Origin of the sequence: Ignatzschineria rhizosphaerae (assembly GCF_022655595.1) — a bacterium.
Taxonomy (GTDB): Bacteria; Pseudomonadota; Gammaproteobacteria; order Cardiobacteriales; family Wohlfahrtiimonadaceae; genus Ignatzschineria; species Ignatzschineria rhizosphaerae.
This window is the reverse complement of sequence record NZ_CP093379.1, coordinates 1,983,510-1,998,633: the sequence shown is the minus strand read 5'-3', so window position 1 is coordinate 1,998,633 and position 15,124 is coordinate 1,983,510. Positions and strand designations below refer to the sequence as shown.

General features: G+C 39.9%; 12 protein-coding genes and 1 pseudogene. 6 read left to right on the top strand and 7 right to left on the bottom strand.

Annotated features, from left to right (window positions below; translation table 11 throughout):
• Position 1: 1 nt before the first annotated feature.
• From gorA to MMG00_RS08800, 3 genes are read left to right on the top strand one after another with little or no spacing between them, the layout of a single operon-like run.
• Positions 2-1,357, top strand: a complete 1,356-nt coding sequence (gene gorA / locus MMG00_RS08810) for a glutathione-disulfide reductase (protein WP_242147470.1) — start codon at positions 2-4, stop codon at positions 1,355-1,357.
• A gap of 37 nt (positions 1,358-1,394) precedes the next feature.
• On the top strand, positions 1,395-2,864 hold the full coding sequence (locus MMG00_RS08805) for an inorganic phosphate transporter (protein WP_242147468.1): 1,470 nt from the start codon (positions 1,395-1,397) through the stop codon (positions 2,862-2,864).
• A gap of 1 nt (position 2,865) precedes the next feature.
• On the top strand, positions 2,866-3,426 hold the full coding sequence (locus tag MMG00_RS08800) for an L-threonylcarbamoyladenylate synthase (RefSeq protein ID WP_242147466.1): 561 nt from the start codon (positions 2,866-2,868) through the stop codon (positions 3,424-3,426).
• A gap of 62 nt (positions 3,427-3,488) precedes the next feature.
• Here the strand turns inward: MMG00_RS08800 and MMG00_RS08795 are convergent, their stop codons facing one another.
• The 7 genes and pseudogenes from MMG00_RS08795 to MMG00_RS08770 form a co-directional block, all read right to left on the bottom strand.
• A complete protein-coding gene (locus MMG00_RS08795) occupies positions 3,489-3,932 on the bottom strand; it encodes a hypothetical protein (RefSeq protein WP_242147464.1) in 444 nt (147 codons plus the stop codon).
• 60 nt (positions 3,933-3,992) lie between these two features.
• Positions 3,993-4,106, bottom strand: a pseudogene (locus MMG00_RS14360) (hypothetical protein); the annotation flags it as partial.
• Positions 4,107-4,809: 703 nt separating this feature from the next.
• The gene (rpsT, locus tag MMG00_RS08790) at positions 4,810-5,073 is read right to left on the bottom strand and encodes a 30S ribosomal protein S20 (protein ID WP_242147462.1); all 264 of its coding nucleotides are present in this window, start codon (positions 5,071-5,073) and stop codon (positions 4,810-4,812) included.
• Positions 5,074-5,232: 159 nt separating this feature from the next.
• Positions 5,233-6,012 (bottom strand): MetQ/NlpA family ABC transporter substrate-binding protein, encoded by a 780-nt coding sequence (locus MMG00_RS08785; RefSeq protein ID WP_242147460.1) that lies wholly within the window; start codon positions 6,010-6,012, stop codon positions 5,233-5,235.
• A 559-nt stretch (positions 6,013-6,571) separates the two neighbouring features.
• Positions 6,572-7,462 (bottom strand): diaminopimelate dehydrogenase, encoded by an 891-nt coding sequence (locus tag MMG00_RS08780; protein ID WP_242147458.1) that lies wholly within the window; start codon positions 7,460-7,462, stop codon positions 6,572-6,574.
• 180 nt (positions 7,463-7,642) lie between these two features.
• Positions 7,643-8,320 (bottom strand): methionine ABC transporter permease, encoded by a 678-nt coding sequence (locus MMG00_RS08775; RefSeq protein WP_242147456.1) that lies wholly within the window; start codon positions 8,318-8,320, stop codon positions 7,643-7,645.
• A gap of 1 nt (position 8,321) precedes the next feature.
• Complete coding sequence (locus MMG00_RS08770; protein WP_270049286.1) at positions 8,322-9,383, bottom strand: methionine ABC transporter ATP-binding protein; 1,062 nt, start codon at positions 9,381-9,383, stop codon at positions 8,322-8,324.
• Positions 9,384-9,724: 341 nt separating this feature from the next.
• Here MMG00_RS08770 and MMG00_RS08765 point away from each other — a divergent pair, with 341 nt between their 5' ends.
• The 3 genes from MMG00_RS08765 (at position 9,725) to aceF (ending at position 15,115) form a co-directional block, all read left to right on the top strand.
• Positions 9,725-10,174, top strand: a complete 450-nt coding sequence (locus MMG00_RS08765) for a DUF1090 domain-containing protein (RefSeq protein ID WP_242147454.1) — start codon at positions 9,725-9,727, stop codon at positions 10,172-10,174.
• A gap of 481 nt (positions 10,175-10,655) precedes the next feature.
• Entirely contained in the window at positions 10,656-13,325 is a 2,670-nt protein-coding gene (gene aceE / locus MMG00_RS08760) for a pyruvate dehydrogenase (acetyl-transferring), homodimeric type (RefSeq protein ID WP_242147452.1), read from the top strand.
• 119 nt (positions 13,326-13,444) lie between these two features.
• Positions 13,445-15,115 (top strand): dihydrolipoyllysine-residue acetyltransferase, encoded by a 1,671-nt coding sequence (aceF, locus tag MMG00_RS08755; RefSeq protein WP_242147450.1) that lies wholly within the window; start codon positions 13,445-13,447, stop codon positions 15,113-15,115.
• Positions 15,116-15,124 lie beyond the last annotated feature (9 nt).

Here is a 15,124-nt window from a genome sequence, read left to right as displayed (position 1 = left end):
AATGAGTAAGCAATATGATGCAATTATTATTGGTGGTGGTTCAGGTGGGCTCTCTTATGCAGAAAGAGCGGCGAGCTACGGTGTTAAATGCTTATTAATTGAGAAAGATAAGCTTGGGGGCACTTGCGTAAATGTGGGTTGTGTTCCTAAAAAAGTGATGTGGAACGCTGCGAATATTGCGCATATGTTTGATGATGCAAAAGGTTATGGTTTCTCTTTTGGGGAGACGGCATTTTCTTGGAAGATCTTAAAAGAGAAGCGTGATCAATATATTAGCAACATTGTCACTTGGTATAACAATAGCTATATGCCAGACGCAGGGGTTGATGTTATTCATGGTGAAGCAAAGCTTGTTGATAATAATACCGTTTCGGTAAATGGTGAGACCTTTAGTGCAAAAATTATCGTGGTATCAACTGGGGGGTATCCTTTAGTTCCGGAAATCAAAGGGGCTGAGCATGGGATTACTTCTAATGAGTTTTTCGCACTAGAAGATGCGCCTAAGCGTATTGCAGTTGTTGGTGCTGGATATATAGCGGTGGAGATTGCGCAGTTAATGGCAGCATTTGGTACTGAAACCCACCTTATTTGCCGTGGCGATATGGTCTTAAGGAGTTTTGATGAATATGTCACAAAGCATCTTAAAGAGGTGTTAGATAATGACGATCAATTAACATTGCATCCAAAGTCTAATGTTCAATCTGTTGAGAAAAATGAAGATGGATCATTAACTGTAACAACAGAGACAGAAACCATTGTGGTAGATGAGCTTATTTGGGCAATTGGCCGAGGTTACAATACGCATAATATTGGTCTTGAAAATACAGATGTAAAAGTGAACGCTGATGGTACTATTACGGTAGATAAATTCCAAGAGACCAATGTCCCTAATTTTTACGTATTAGGGGATATTATGGGCGGTCAATTCCAATTAACGCCAGTAGCAATTGCCGCAGGTCGCCGTTTAGCAGATAGACTTCACAATGGAATGACGGATCGACATTTAGAATATAACAAGATTCCAAGTATTGTTTTCTCTCATCCGCCTATTGGTACAACGGGTATTACCGAAAAAGAGGCGATTGCCGAGTACGGAGAGGATGCTGTGAGATGCTATACGGCTTCATTTACAGCGATGTATTCAAATTTTAGTACTAAACCTGTTAAAACAGCTATGAAGATGGTTTGTGTCGGTGATGATGAGAAGATCGTAGGGATTCATCTCATTGGACCAACGGTTGATGAAATGCTTCAAGGTTTTGCTGTTGCTGTAAAAATGGGCGCTCGTAAAAAGGATTTTGATGATACGGTAGCGCTTCATCCTACAGCCGCAGAAGAGCTGGTAACCATGCGTTAACTGGTAAAGAATTTTATTAAATAGAGTAGAAAACGTAATGTTAGAATTTTTTCATAGTATTGATATAGTTGTTTTTTTAACGCTATTCCTATCGGTAGGATTGGTATTGGCGTTTGAATTTGTAAATGGATTTCATGATACTGCGAATGCGGTTGCAACGGTTATTTATACAAAGTCAATGAAGCCAAGATTGGCGGTTTTTCTGTCAGGAATCTTTAACTTTTTAGGAGTTTTATTGGGAGGTTTAGGTGTTGCTTATGCGATTGTTAATCTCTTACCGATGGATCTTCTAGCAAGTGCAAGCTCGACAAAAGGGCTGGTGATGGTTGTGTCATTATTGGTCTCAGCACTTATTTGGAATTTGGGAACTTGGTATTTTGGAATCCCTGCATCTAGTTCTCATACTTTAATTGGTTCAATCTTAGGTGTTGGGCTCGCAAATGCGATGATGACAGACCATTCCTTAGTAGATGGGGTTAACTGGGAGAAAGCACTTGGCGTGTTTGAATCTCTGTTATTCTCTCCATTTATTGGTGCCGGTTTAGCGGGATTACTACTACTTGGCTTATTACGTTTTCTACCTAAAAGTTATATTCATAAAACACCTTATCAACGTCATGTGATTGATAAGAAAAAACGCCCCCCATTTTGGCCGCGCTTTTGGCTTGTAACTTCTGCGATGGGAATGAGTTATGCGCATGGACAAAATGATGGTCAAAAAGGGATTGGTCTTGTGATGTTGGTACTTTTTAGTGTGGTACCTGCGCAATTTGTATTGAATTTAAATTCAAGCGTATTTGAGATTGAGCAGACAAGGGTCGCTGCACAGCAAATGGTATCGTATTATGAGACTAATAAAGAGGTTTTAGATCGCCTTTATCCTAAAGGTGATACAAAAGATAGTGATGGGCTTTTTAGTTGTGAATATAGTGAAATGAAGCAACATTCAGAGAAACTCATTACACTATTAAATGGTATTGATGATTATGATAAATTATCGACTGATGATCGTTGGGCTGTCCGTAATGAAGTGATGTGTTTAGCAAGTATTGCTAAAACTTTAGAATCAAAAGATGAGTTACCAAGCGGTTATCGTAAATCATATAAGGCAATCAGTAAGGATTTAACCAAAACAACAGAATATGCACCATTTTGGGTAATTGCTGCGGTAGCGCTAGCGCTTGGAATGGGGACAATGATTGGTTGGAAGCGAGTCGTTGATACTGTTGGTGGTAAGATTGGGAAAAAAGATATGACTTATGCGCAAGGAATGAGTGCGCAAATTGTCTCGGGTATTGCCATTGCTTCTGCGAGTCATTTAGGATTTCCTGTTTCAACAACGCATATTCTTTCAAGTTCCGTTGCAGGAACGATGATTGCAAATAAGTCTGGATTGCAGAAATCAACCGTGAAAAATATCCTTATTGCATGGATTTTAACACTACCTGTTTCAACGGCGCTATCATTTGGTCTTTATTTCCTTGGTACTTATTTATTTGTAAATTAACATGAAATTGCTCACATATGATGAGGCTGCCACCGCCCTTAAGAATGGTGAAATAATTGCTTATCCAACAGAAGGTGTTTATGGTTTTGCGGCAGATGCGATGAATGCAAAAGCGGTAGAAGCGGTGTTAAGTCTCAAAGATCGCTCAGCGTCGAAAGGATTTATTGTGATGGCTGCCTCGCTTGAAAAGTTATCGCCGCTCATCAAGCCTTTAACCAATGAACAGCGTGAAACGTTATTGGGAAGCCTTCGTGGTGGATCTCGTTATACTTGGATTGTGCCGGCGCAAGATCATTGTCCTGAATATTTAAGAGGGCAATTTACAACGCTGGCGGTAAGAGTCACAAATCACCCCGATGCGCTGGCACTTTGTGATCTGATGCCGGTAGGTGTTGTCTCAACGAGCGCTAATTTGCATAAAGAAGCCCCTCTTGAAAGTCCTGAGGCGATTATGGCGTTATTTGGTGATCGCATTGCGGGAGTGATGGTGGGTAATGTTGGTGGGTTATCATCACCAACGCGAATTGTTCATCTGGAAAGTGGGGAAGTTATTCGCGCTTAATTTATTGAGGCTGCGCTAGGATCTATTTAAGAAAGTGTAAAAAAAGCGTTAAGGTAAAAATCTTAACGCTTTTTTATGGCCTCTAAAGTGGTTATAAAATCTTGGGCGTGAGTTTTAAGAAGCTTTGGAGAAAATTGTTCTTTCTCTAATAGATGATAGAAATAATCTAGTTGAGAGAGGTGTTGAGGATGCCACTTTTGAAAGAGCTCTCGATAATCGGAGAGTTCATAAGGCCACTGATGCTCATCTTTAGGTCTTGTGATATTGCTGGCGCGAATTAATCTTTTGCATATTTGGTTCTTGAGGGTTTTTTGTTGGGCATTTTCGCCATCTTGCAGTAGTGCGAGATCTTTTAAAACGGCTTGTTGATAATCCTGATTAAGCGCTTTGGCAATGATAAGACTAGGTTTAAATTCTGGGAATTGTTCTTGAAGATTTTCCCCTTGTAGATGCCGGCAACAATGCTTTAACCAATATCCCCATCGATAAAATTCTTTTTTATCCAATGCTTCTTCTAGTAAGCCAAAATCAAAATCTATTTTAGTAATCTTTGGGTGTTGAGATTGGAGTGTTTCTTGTAATTGAGAAAGAAGATGCTGCTGATTGGGAGTAAGTGGGGAATTAAGAATAATTGTTAAATCGATATCCGATTTTCCTTCAATTGCTGAGCCTTTGGCCGCACTCCCATAGAGCTAGATGCTATGGATTTGAGGAGGGTTTTTTATAAGAGCAAGCAGAGCCTCTTGAAGAATTGGTTTGATAAAATCTTGAATAGGGGCTTGATAGAGGTCTGTGCGAATAGTCATAAAAGAGTTTAAGTGTTTAAAAATTGATATATAGTGCTTTGGCTGAAAAAGAGCGCGTTGCTTTAAAAAGGTCTATTTTCGGCGGAAAGGAAGCGTTTTATGCTTCTTACTATCTCGCGCCGACAATTTAAATCAACGGTTTTATTTAATCCTGTTTCTTATATCGCCGATTCGGTTTAAAAAAAGTACGTCTTAAACAGCTGGCGCGGGATTTTAGAAAGAACACGAAACATTCCCTCCAGCTGTGCATAAATCAATAAAGGTACGTATTAAATAATGTTTGCAAGATGCTGGATAGAACATATTTCTTATTGCTAATAGCAAATATGCCGGCATTGAAATCAGTCTGTTTTGAACCTATTTTCCTATACTATAAAATAGTATTCTTTAAATAGGATCAACTATAAAGATAAAGTTGATGTAGCGGCAATCTAATTTTGTGACTTCTAAATCAAGATTATTATGTTGAAGAACTGTTTGAGCGCTATAAAAGAGTATCTTGATATTTTGCTCTGACAAATAAAAACCCTACTAAAAAGTAGGGTTTTTGTTGAATCTTGTAATCAAAGCTCGCAAATTAAGCGATGTTTTTGATTTGCGCGTTAAGACGGCTAAGAATACGTGCAACTTTATTCTTATGAATAAGACCACGTTTTACTGAACGATCAAGTGCGCTTTGTGCTTTACCAAATGCTTTTACTGCTTCTTCGCGGTTATTGCCTTTGATAGCATTAATCGTTTTTTTAACATATGTTCTAGTCATTGAACGGTATGATGCGTTAGCTGCATTGCTTTTCTCAGCTTGACGAACGCGTTTTCTAGCTTGTGCTGTATTTGCCAAGGTTTTACTCCAGTTTAAAATGTCAGAATTTATAACACAATATTGCGACGCATATCGACGCAATCAAATTTGTAATAATCACATATGATTATCTTTTTTCAGCCTTTTGTCAATCAATTCTGCTGAAACTTTCTAATCTTATAGACACAAATTCCTATATTAGAATACAGGAACGATGCTTCCTTCATATTTTTCTTCAATAAACGTACGAACATCATCAGAAGTAATGACTTCAATGAGTGCTTTGATGCGTGCGTCATCTTTATTTTCAGGAAGAACAGTGATGATATTAGCATAAGGAGACTGCGCACCTTCAATGAAAAGTGAATCTTTCGTTGGATTCAATTTCGCATCTAATGCAAAGTTGGTATTAATCAGCGCTAAATCAACCTCATCTAAAGTACGAGCAAGCATTGGTGCTTCGAGTTCTACAAAGGTTAATTTAAGGGGGTTTTCTTTAATATCAAACACCGTTGAAAGGATATTCTCAGGATTATTTAAGGTAATGATGCCTTCGTTGTGTAAAAGAATCAAAGCGCGGCCACCATTTGCAGGGTCGTTCGGAATACTGACCTTAGCACCTGTTTTTAAGTCATCTTTTGATTTAATTTTTTGTGAATAAGCAGCAATAGGCTCTACGTGAATAGCAGGCTCTAATGCCACAATGTTGAGATTGTGGTTTTTGTTAAATTCATCTAAATAAGGGGCGTGTTGGAAGAAGTTAGCATCTGCTTCTTTCTCATCAACCATTAAGTTTGGTAAAACATAGTCGGTAACAACAACAACTTCAAGATCAATATCTTTCGCTGCAAGTTGCGGTTTGATAGATTCAAGAATTTCCGCATGAGGAACAGGGGTTGCTACAACTTTAAGTTTTTCTGCTGAAAGTGCGAAGAATGGGACGAGCGAAAGTGCTGTCGCAAGAGCTAATTTACGCATAATAATTATTTCCTTTTTTTATTTAGATGGGGAATCGAGCCCCGAACGATACATCAATATATATAGCGATATTTATCGGTGAATGCAATTGTTAGGCCTATTTCTTTTAGAGTGCCCGTTATAGTCGATTCGGTTTAAGAAGCGCTATTTTAAAAGTAAAATAGTGCAACGTGAATCCAATTAGCTTGCAAGATTCCAGATAGAGCGGCTTTGAGCTTCTCATTGCGGATGATCTGGCAATCTGATTCAGTCCCTTTTAAACCCGTTTTACTATATATGTCCTCGATAAATAACTCTATAGTATATTAAACATATATCTTTAATATTTAATGGTCAACATCTAAAGAGAATATTTTTAAGGGCATACTAAATGATAGCTAAAAAAATATTAGATGCCGTGACATGCATCTAATATTGCTGAGTTTTTTAAAGTAGCTATTTATACTATCTTTAGTTTAAGAGGAGATCTAGGGGCGAAAGGGGCTGCTTGCACTCTTTTGCTATCTCATCCTTGCCATTTTAATTAAAGGCTTCTCTTAATCCTATTTCACTATAGACGTTATACAAGTGCTGTAATGAGTTCGTCACGGTCGCCAGGTAAAAGATCAATTATAGGGATTTCGATCATCGTGTAAGCGCCTGGCATCTGTTTTGTAGCCGCTCTGGCCGTTGAAACTAGGATTTGAGCTGTTAAGGCAGGATTGTTAACACGCATATCAAACTCAAAAAGTTGATTATCCGTAGATCCTGAAACCCCTTTTCGGGTGATAGTTACGCCATGACCTGCATCTTTTAGTGGCTCGATAGAGTCTACTTGTTGGATGACCGTATCATCTTTTTTAAAGTAATCATCATTTAAGATGGTTGATTTTACTGTTTCAAAGTCAAGGCCTTCTTCAATCTCAATATAAACCATACGGCGATGTTGTCCTGTTCCGATAGGGATTGTCATTGAAAGCGCGTCTTTAACGCCATCAATAGCTTTAACCGCTGTTGAGTGTCCCATACTCATGCCAGGACCAAAGTTTGTATAGGTGATGCCTTTTGGAGCTGCTGCTAAGAGGAGTGTGCGGATAATCGAATCAGAACCAGGATCCCAGCCAGCTGAAATAATAGCACTACGATTATTTTTCTTAGCAATCACATCAAGCTCACGGCGCATTGCTGCAATATCTGTATGAATATCGAAACTATCCACGGTGTGAATGCCTTTTTCGAGCATTTCTGTGGCGTAGGCTTTAATATGGCGACTTGGAACGCAAAGAATGGCAATATCGACATCCTTTAAGGCAGTAACATCTGTGACAACAGGGTAGTTAATGCCTTCTATGGGGGTCGCTTCTCGGCGGACAATGCCGGCAACTTTAAAATCAGGAGCGGACTCTAAAGCGTTAAGAACATAACGACCAATGTTGCCGTAGCCAATAATTGCCGCATTGATTTTTTTCATAAAATATCTCCAGTTGAAAAGGGGATGAATAAAAATATATTTGTATCGCCATTATCCATTATGGTGAAGAGGCGTAGCATTTTATTGTAGTGGGATAATCTAGCTGCGCCTAGATTTTTTTAATGGTTACTTAAGGAAAAGGCTCGTGAATTATTTCACAAGCCTCTTTAACGTTATCGGTTATTTACGAGTATAGTGCCTCACGAGCCAATCTCCTACCCACTGCATAATTTGTACCATAACAATTAGCACGAGGACGATCAGATACATCAGCTCGGCCATATTTCGGTGAAATCCAAAACGAACCGCAACATCTCCAAGTCCGCCAGCACCGACCGTTCCTGCCATTGCGGTATAGGAGAGAATTAGAATGCCGGTAACTGTAATGCCGGCAATAATGCTAGGTCTTGCCTCCGGCAAAAGTACTTTGAAGATAATGGTACGAAGTGGGGTCCCCATACTTTGCGCTGCCTCAATGACTCCTTTATCCACCTCTCTGAAAGCCGTTTCGGAAAGTCTTGCGAAAAAAGGCGCAGAGCCTATGACTAGGGGAAATATAGCCCCTTTAATTCCCATTTTTGTTCCCATTAATTGAAAGGTTAAGGGTAAAAGCACTACAATCAAGATTAAAAAAGGAATGGATCTTAAGATATTGGTGATGAAAGAGAATACACGATAAAACTTAGGGCTTGAAAGTAGTTGTGAAGGGGATGAGAGAAATAGCGCAATGCCCCATGGGAGCCCTATTAAAATAGTAAATAACCAGGTAAACCCAAGCATTATGAGGGTAATGAGTGTGTTATCCCAAATAATCGTCCAATATTGTGTATTACTAAGCGCGTTAATAAAATCTGTCATATTAATTATCTCCTTGAGTATCTAAGGAGTTAGATGGAGAAGAGAGTTGTCTAAAAAGGGGAGTTGTGGAGATGCCACGAGCATTAAAAAGGGAGATTGCTTGCATTGTCTCTTTAGGCTCTCCGCTTAATGCCACCACGAGTTGTCCATAAGGGATATCTCGAATATAGCTAATAGAGCCTGAGAGAATAGAGAGATCAATATTACTCTTTTTAATAATCTGGCTTAAGTGGGGTTCAAACGCTTCTGTGCCGATATAAGAGAGTTGGTAGAGATACTCTGCTTGCTCAGGATGGCGTTTTAAATATTTTTGTAGTTCATCTCGCTCTGTTTTATCAATGATAAAATCTTGAGTGACTTTTGATTGAGGGTGTAAGAAAACTTTTTCAACTGGGCCTTCTTCAATAATCTGGCTATCATGAATCACGGCAACGCGGTGGCAGATAGAGCGGATAACTTCCATCTCATGGGTAATAATTACAATCGTTAACCCGAGTTTTTGATTGATATCCACGAGTAGTTCTAAAATCGACTGCGTGGTTTGTGGGTCTAGTGCTGAAGTTGCTTCATCACAAAGAAGAACCTTGGGGGCATTAGCAATCGCTCGAGCAATTCCAACGCGCTGTTTTTGCCCGCCAGATAATTGTGCTGGATATTTATGTTGATGCTCTTTAATCCCCACAAGATCAAGTAGCTCTTCAACTCTTCTTTTAATGTCACGCTCACTTATTTTTTCAAGGCGTAAGGGAAAAGCGATATTGTCATAGACAGTTTGGCTTGAAAGAAGATTAAAATGTTGGAATATCATGCCGATTTTCCGGCGCTCATGCATCAAATGACGATTAGAGAGCTCGGTAATATCAATATTATCAATAATAACCTTGCCGCTGTCAGGGCGCTCTAAAAGGTTTAAACAACGAATTAAAGTGCTTTTCCCAGCACCTGAATGACCTATAACCCCAAAAATCATCCCTTCTTTGATTGTCAAGGAGATATCGTTTAGAGCAATTTTGGCGCCTTCTTTCGTTGCATATGACTTTTTGAGATGTTCTATTTTTATCATGGAGTTTTCTAATCTAAGGTGAAGTGGTTTTGTGGAGATTCATCATCAATACTTGATAAGCAGATTCTATTAATTAAAAAGAGTGCTTTAAATGTTGAAAAAGATCATTTCCAAACCTGAAAATATACTCAGCTAGGGTATCAAAAAGTGGCTCTGTTCGTTATATTTTTGTTTAAAACCAAGGTATTTGTGAAGTTATGCCTAATTTTGCTAAATTAGACTTTACATTTAGTGAGCTTATTTTACGTTGAATTTGAGAAAATTGATGCACAACGCTATTAGCGGAGAAAGTTTTTTTGGCTTATATCGATGTTTAGTAGAATTTTATTAGAAGGTGAAATATGAAATATTTAGGAAGTATTGCAGTAGTTGTGGGAATGATGTTGGCATTAAATATCTCGGTGGCAGCGCCTAATCAAGGATGTCAGAGAAAACTTGCAAATTTAGAGAAGCAGTTAGGCTATGCAAAGCAATATAACAACACAAATCGTATACGCGGCTTAGAGCGCGCCATTGCTAATGTTAAAACCTACTGCGGTGGCGGAACAAATATTGATTCTACGGATGCAAAAGCGAAAGATTATTATGAGGCTGAAAAAAAGCTTGAAAAGTCTGAAGAGATTTTAGAAAAAATCGCCGATGCGCAGCAAGATCTTGCTAAGGCGGAGTATAAATATGATAAAGCGAAATACAAAGGTGATTTTGAAGATCAGTTAGAAGCTGAATATAAAATGAAAGAAGCAAGAATGAGAATCAAGATGTATGAAGAGTTTTTAGAAACGCTTAAATAAAATAGCCATAACGGATGAATCTGGAAAAGAGAATTTAACGCTTATTTCGTACCGTAAAAGAGCGTGATCAAGAAGCCTACTTTATGAAGGGGATCTCGTTTTTTAATGAATGAGATACTTTTATACAAGGAAAAAGCCGTCCTAAATCAAGGCTGTTAGGCGAACATTTGGGCGTATAATTGTTTTTAGTGAGTGGATCAAGCCTTTTTTATGAGCGGTCAAGGTCTGCTTAGAAGAGAAAAATAAGCGTAATTTTCAGAGAATATCCGTTATACTGTTAATGATAGTTATTTTAATTTGCCTCAAGAAAAGTCACCTTTCCTTGGGGCATCTATTAATTGTGTGAAAATTTTTTATCAATCTATTAAAAGAAACAAAATAGACATATAAAGGATTAGATGAGACAAAGCTTATCTAGGTTTTCACAAAGTAAGCGAGGCTGTGAAGTACGGTAGCGCTTGAAATGAAAGAGGATGATTTTATGGCAGACCAAAAGTTATTGAATGATATCGACCCATTAGAAACCCAAGATTGGGTCGATTCAATCGAAAGTGTCCTTGAAACAGAAGGCGAAGAGCGTGCACATTTTTTAATTGAAAAAGTGATTGAGCGTGCGCACCGTGATGGTGTACAAATTCCCTTTATAGGTACGACGGAATATATCAATACCATTCCTGCAGATAAGCAGCCACGTTACCCAGGTAATTCAGAATTAGAGCATAAACTCCGTTCTTATATCCGCTGGAACTCGATGGCGATGATTGTTCGATCAAATGCGATTGATTCAAGCTTAGGTGGACATATTGCGAGTTATGCGTCACTTGCGACGATGTGGGAAGTCGGTTTTAACCACTTCTGGAAAGGGAATACCGAAACGCAAGATGGCGATTTGATTTTCTTCCAAGGGCATTCTAGTCCAGGAATTTATGCACGCGCCTTTATTGAAGGTCGTATCACGGAAGAGCAGATGGATAATTTCCGTCGTGAAGTTGATCAAAAAGGGCTCTCTTCTTATCCGCATCCATGGTTAATGAAAGATTTCTGGCAATTCCCAACGGTATCAATGGGATTAGGTCCTATTCAAGCAATCTATCAAGCACGTTTCTTAAAATATCTCCATTCACGAGGTCTTGCGAATACAGAAGGTCGTAAAGTCTGGTGTTTCTGTGGTGATGGTGAGATGGATGAGCCTGAATCATTAGGGGCAATCTCGCTTGCGGGTCGTGAAAAGCTTGATAACCTTATTTTCGTGATTAACTGTAACTTACAGCGTCTTGATGGACCTGTTCGTGGTAACGGTAAAATCATTCAAGAACTAGAATCAGGATTCCGTGGTAATAACTGGAATGTGATTAAGCTTATCTGGGGAAATGGTTGGGATTCACTGCTGGCACAAGACCATGATGGAATTTTGCGTAAGCGCATGATGGAATGTGTAGATGGGGATTATCAAACTTACAAATCTCGTGATGGCGCTTATGTTCGTGAAAACTTCTTTAATACACCAGAGTTAAAAGCAATGGTAGCGCATATGTCAGACAATGATGTATGGCGTTTAAATCGTGGCGGACACGATGAGAATAAAGTGTTTGCAGCTTATGATTCTGCTGTGAAAACTGAAGGTAAGCCAACCGTTATTTTAGTGAAAACGATTAAAGGTTACGGTATGGGGCAAGATGGTGAAGCGCAAAACGTCGCACACCAACAAAAATCTATAAGCCTTGAATCACTTCGCCGTTTCCGTGACCGTTTTGAAGTGCCAATTTCGGATGAGGATTTAGAAGAGTTAAACTTCATTCGCCCGCCAGAAGGAAGTCCTGAACTTGAATATCTTCATGAGCGCCGCAAAGCCCTTGGAGGTTATGTTCCTTCACGTCGAGTACAAGCGAAAGAGAAGTTAACTGTTCCAAAATTAGATGCTTTTAAAGCACAGTTAGAAGCAACGGCAGAAGGTCGTGAAATTTCTACGACAATGAGCTTTGTTCGTATCTTAAATACCATTGTGAAAGATAAAGAGATCGGTAAGCGAGTTGTGCCAATTCTCGTCGATGAATCTCGTACATTTGGTATGGAAGGAATGTTCCGTCAATTAGGTATTTGGTCGCAAGCAGGACAGCAATATACGCCGCAAGATGCCGGTCAATTGATGTTCTATAAAGAGACTAAAGATGGTCAGATCTTACAAGAAGGGATTAACGAAGCAGGTGGTGTGAGTTCGTGGATCGCTGCCGGTACAGCGTATTCCAACTCTAATGTAGAGATGATTCCATTCTTTGTTTGTTACTCTATGTTCCAAATGCAAAGAACGTTCGATTTAATTTGGGCTGCTGCAGACCAAAGAACTCGTGGGTTCTTGATGGGTGGTACTGCAGGTAGAACAACGTTAAACGGTGAAGGTCTTCAGCATGAAGATGGCCATAGCCATGTGTTAGCAAGTCTTATTCCAAACTGTAAATCATATGATCCTGCGCTTCAATTTGAGCTTGCTGTGATTATGCAAGATGGTTTACGCCGTATGGTAGAAGAGCAAGAAGATGTGTTCTACTACATCACGATGATGAATGAAAACTACGCGCATCCAGCAATGCCAAGTGGTGCTGAGGCGGATATCCTTAAAGGGATGTATCTACTTAAAGCTGGCGAGAAGGGGGAGAATCCTCGTGTTCGTCTTTTAGGTGCCGGAACAATTCTACAAGAAGTATTAGTTGCTGCAGAGCTTCTTAAAGAAGATTGGAATATCGATAGTGATATCTATAGTTGCCCAAGTTTTAATGAACTTGCTCGTGATTTCCATGAATGTGAGCGTCAAGCACTCTTCCATCCTGAAAAAGCTGCGCCAGTTCCATTTGTTTCACAACTATTAAATGGTTCAGATGATCCGGTGATTGTCTCAACAGACTATGTGCGTATGCTTGCAGAGCAGATTCGTCCGGCAGTTAAAGCACCATATCGCGTGTTAGGAACGGATGGCTTTGGTCGCTCAGATACAAGAGCGCAGCTTCGTAAGTTCTTTGAAGTGGATCGTCATTATGTGGTGATTTCAGCGCTTAAAGAGCTTGCAGATGCTGGGAAGATTGAAAAATCAGTCGTCACAAATGCAATTAAGAAATATAACATTGATGTTAATAAACCAAATCCGCTTTGGGTTTAAATAATTTGGGCGCCTCTCTTTTAGGATGAGGCGCTTCCTTATTGCGATGATCTAATGGAGATAGCGGTATTGAAGTTAGATCAATTTGGTAAGTTAACCAATTAAAAAGGATTAAAGTTATGGCAAATATTGATTTAAGAGTGCCAGATATTGGTAATTTTGATGCTGTTGATGTTATCGAGATTAATGTGAAAGTCGGAGATATTGTCGCTGTTGACGATACGCTTATGACCCTTGAATCTGATAAAGCGTCAATGGATGTTCCGGCTGAAGCGGCAGGAAAGATCGTTGAGATTTTAGTAAATGTTGGGGATCAGGTAAAAACAGGTGATGCAATAGCACATATTGAAGCCGTTGATGCACCAGTTGCTGTCGCTACTGAAGCTAAAGTAGAGCCGGTGGCTGAGCCTGAGAAAGTGAAAGAGGCTCCGGTCGCTGAACCAGTAGCGGCGCCAGCTGCTGCAGGTGAGGTTGCAGAGATTCGTATCCCAGCTGTTGGAAATTCAGATGAATTAGATGTTATCGATATTGCAGTGAAAGTCGGTGATACTGTTGCCGTTGATGATACGCTCGCAACATTAGAATCTGATAAAGCATCGATGGATGTTCCTGCTGATAAAGCCGGTGTTATTACGGAAATTGCAGTGGCAATTGGTGATAAAGTGAAAGAGGGTGATCTTGTGGTGAAGATTCAAGCGGCAGGAAGTTCTAGCGCTGCTGCATCTGCACCAGAAACAGAGGCGAAAGCACCGGCAATGCAAGCTGCTGCAGCGCCAACTCAATCATCAGCGGTGGAAACATTAAAAGCTCCTCATCCAGGTCAAGAGATTCCAGTTGCACCGATCACTAATGCCGCAACATTAGATTTCAGTGGTGCGCATGCTTCACCATCAGTAAGAGCTTTTGCCAGAGAGCTTGGGGCAAACTTAAATGAGATTGTCGGATCTGGTCGTAATAGCCGAATTTTACGTGATGATGTCTTAAAATATGTGAAAGGCGTTCTTAGTGGCTCCGTTGCGACTAAAGGCGCTAAGGCTGCTAATGTGAATGGTGGTGGACTAGATCTACTGCCGTGGCCAAAAGTGGATTTTGCAAAATTTGGTGAAGTGGAAGAGAAGCCGCTTAGCCGTATTCAGAAGATCTCAGGGGCGAACCTTGCTCGTAACTGGGCGATGATCCCTCATGTTGCGCAATTTGATGAAGCAGATATCACAGATCTTGAAGAGCTTCGTAAAACGCTTAATAAAGAGTATGAGCGTGAAGGTGCGAGAGTCACAATTCTTGCCTTCCTCTTTAAGGCAGTTGTGAAAGCGCTTCAAAAATTCCCAACATTCAATAGTTCTCTTGAGGGTGATAATCTCATTCTTAAAAAGTATTATCACATTGGATTTGCTGCAGATACGCCAAATGGCTTAGTAGTGCCGGTGATTCGTGATTGTGATAAGAAAGGGGTGATTGAGATTGCTGCTGAAATGCGTGAGCTTGCAGGCCTTGCTCGTGAAGGGAAGTTAAAGCCAGATCAAATGACTGGGGGCTGTTTCACGATCTCTTCACTTGGTGGAATTGGTGGAACGAACTTTATTCCAATCATTAATGCGCCGGAAGTTGCAATTTTAGGGGTCGCAAAAAATCAGATTAAGCCTGTATGGAATGGTAAAGAGTTTGAACCTCGCTTAATGATTCCACTCTCTTTATCTTATGATCATCGCGTGATTGATGGCGCATTAGGTGCGCGTTTTATCGTGTATTTAAATGAGCTATTAGCAGATATGCGTCGTATGGTGATCTAGGAGGAAGGT

Excerpts from the sequence above, each read along its gene's own strand:
- gorA (WP_242147470.1), top strand. The coding sequence starts at position 2 with ATGAGTAAGCAATATGATGCAATTATTATTGGTGGTGGTTCAGGTGGG.
- MMG00_RS08770 (WP_270049286.1), bottom strand. The coding sequence starts at position 9,383 with ATGATAAAAATAGAACATCTCAAAAAGTCATATGCAACGAAAGAAGGC.
- MMG00_RS08780 (WP_242147458.1), bottom strand. The coding sequence starts at position 7,462 with ATGAAAAAAATCAATGCGGCAATTATTGGCTACGGCAACATTGGTCGT.
- MMG00_RS08765 (WP_242147454.1), top strand. The coding sequence starts at position 9,725 with ATGAAATATTTAGGAAGTATTGCAGTAGTTGTGGGAATGATGTTGGCA.
- MMG00_RS08785 (WP_242147460.1), bottom strand. The coding sequence starts at position 6,012 with ATGCGTAAATTAGCTCTTGCGACAGCACTTTCGCTCGTCCCATTCTTC.
- MMG00_RS08805 (WP_242147468.1), top strand. The coding sequence starts at position 1,395 with ATGTTAGAATTTTTTCATAGTATTGATATAGTTGTTTTTTTAACGCTA.
- aceE (WP_242147452.1), top strand. The coding sequence starts at position 10,656 with ATGGCAGACCAAAAGTTATTGAATGATATCGACCCATTAGAAACCCAA.
- aceF (WP_242147450.1), top strand. The coding sequence starts at position 13,445 with ATGGCAAATATTGATTTAAGAGTGCCAGATATTGGTAATTTTGATGCT.
- MMG00_RS08775 (WP_242147456.1), bottom strand. The coding sequence starts at position 8,320 with ATGACAGATTTTATTAACGCGCTTAGTAATACACAATATTGGACGATT.
- MMG00_RS08800 (WP_242147466.1), top strand. The coding sequence starts at position 2,866 with ATGAAATTGCTCACATATGATGAGGCTGCCACCGCCCTTAAGAATGGT.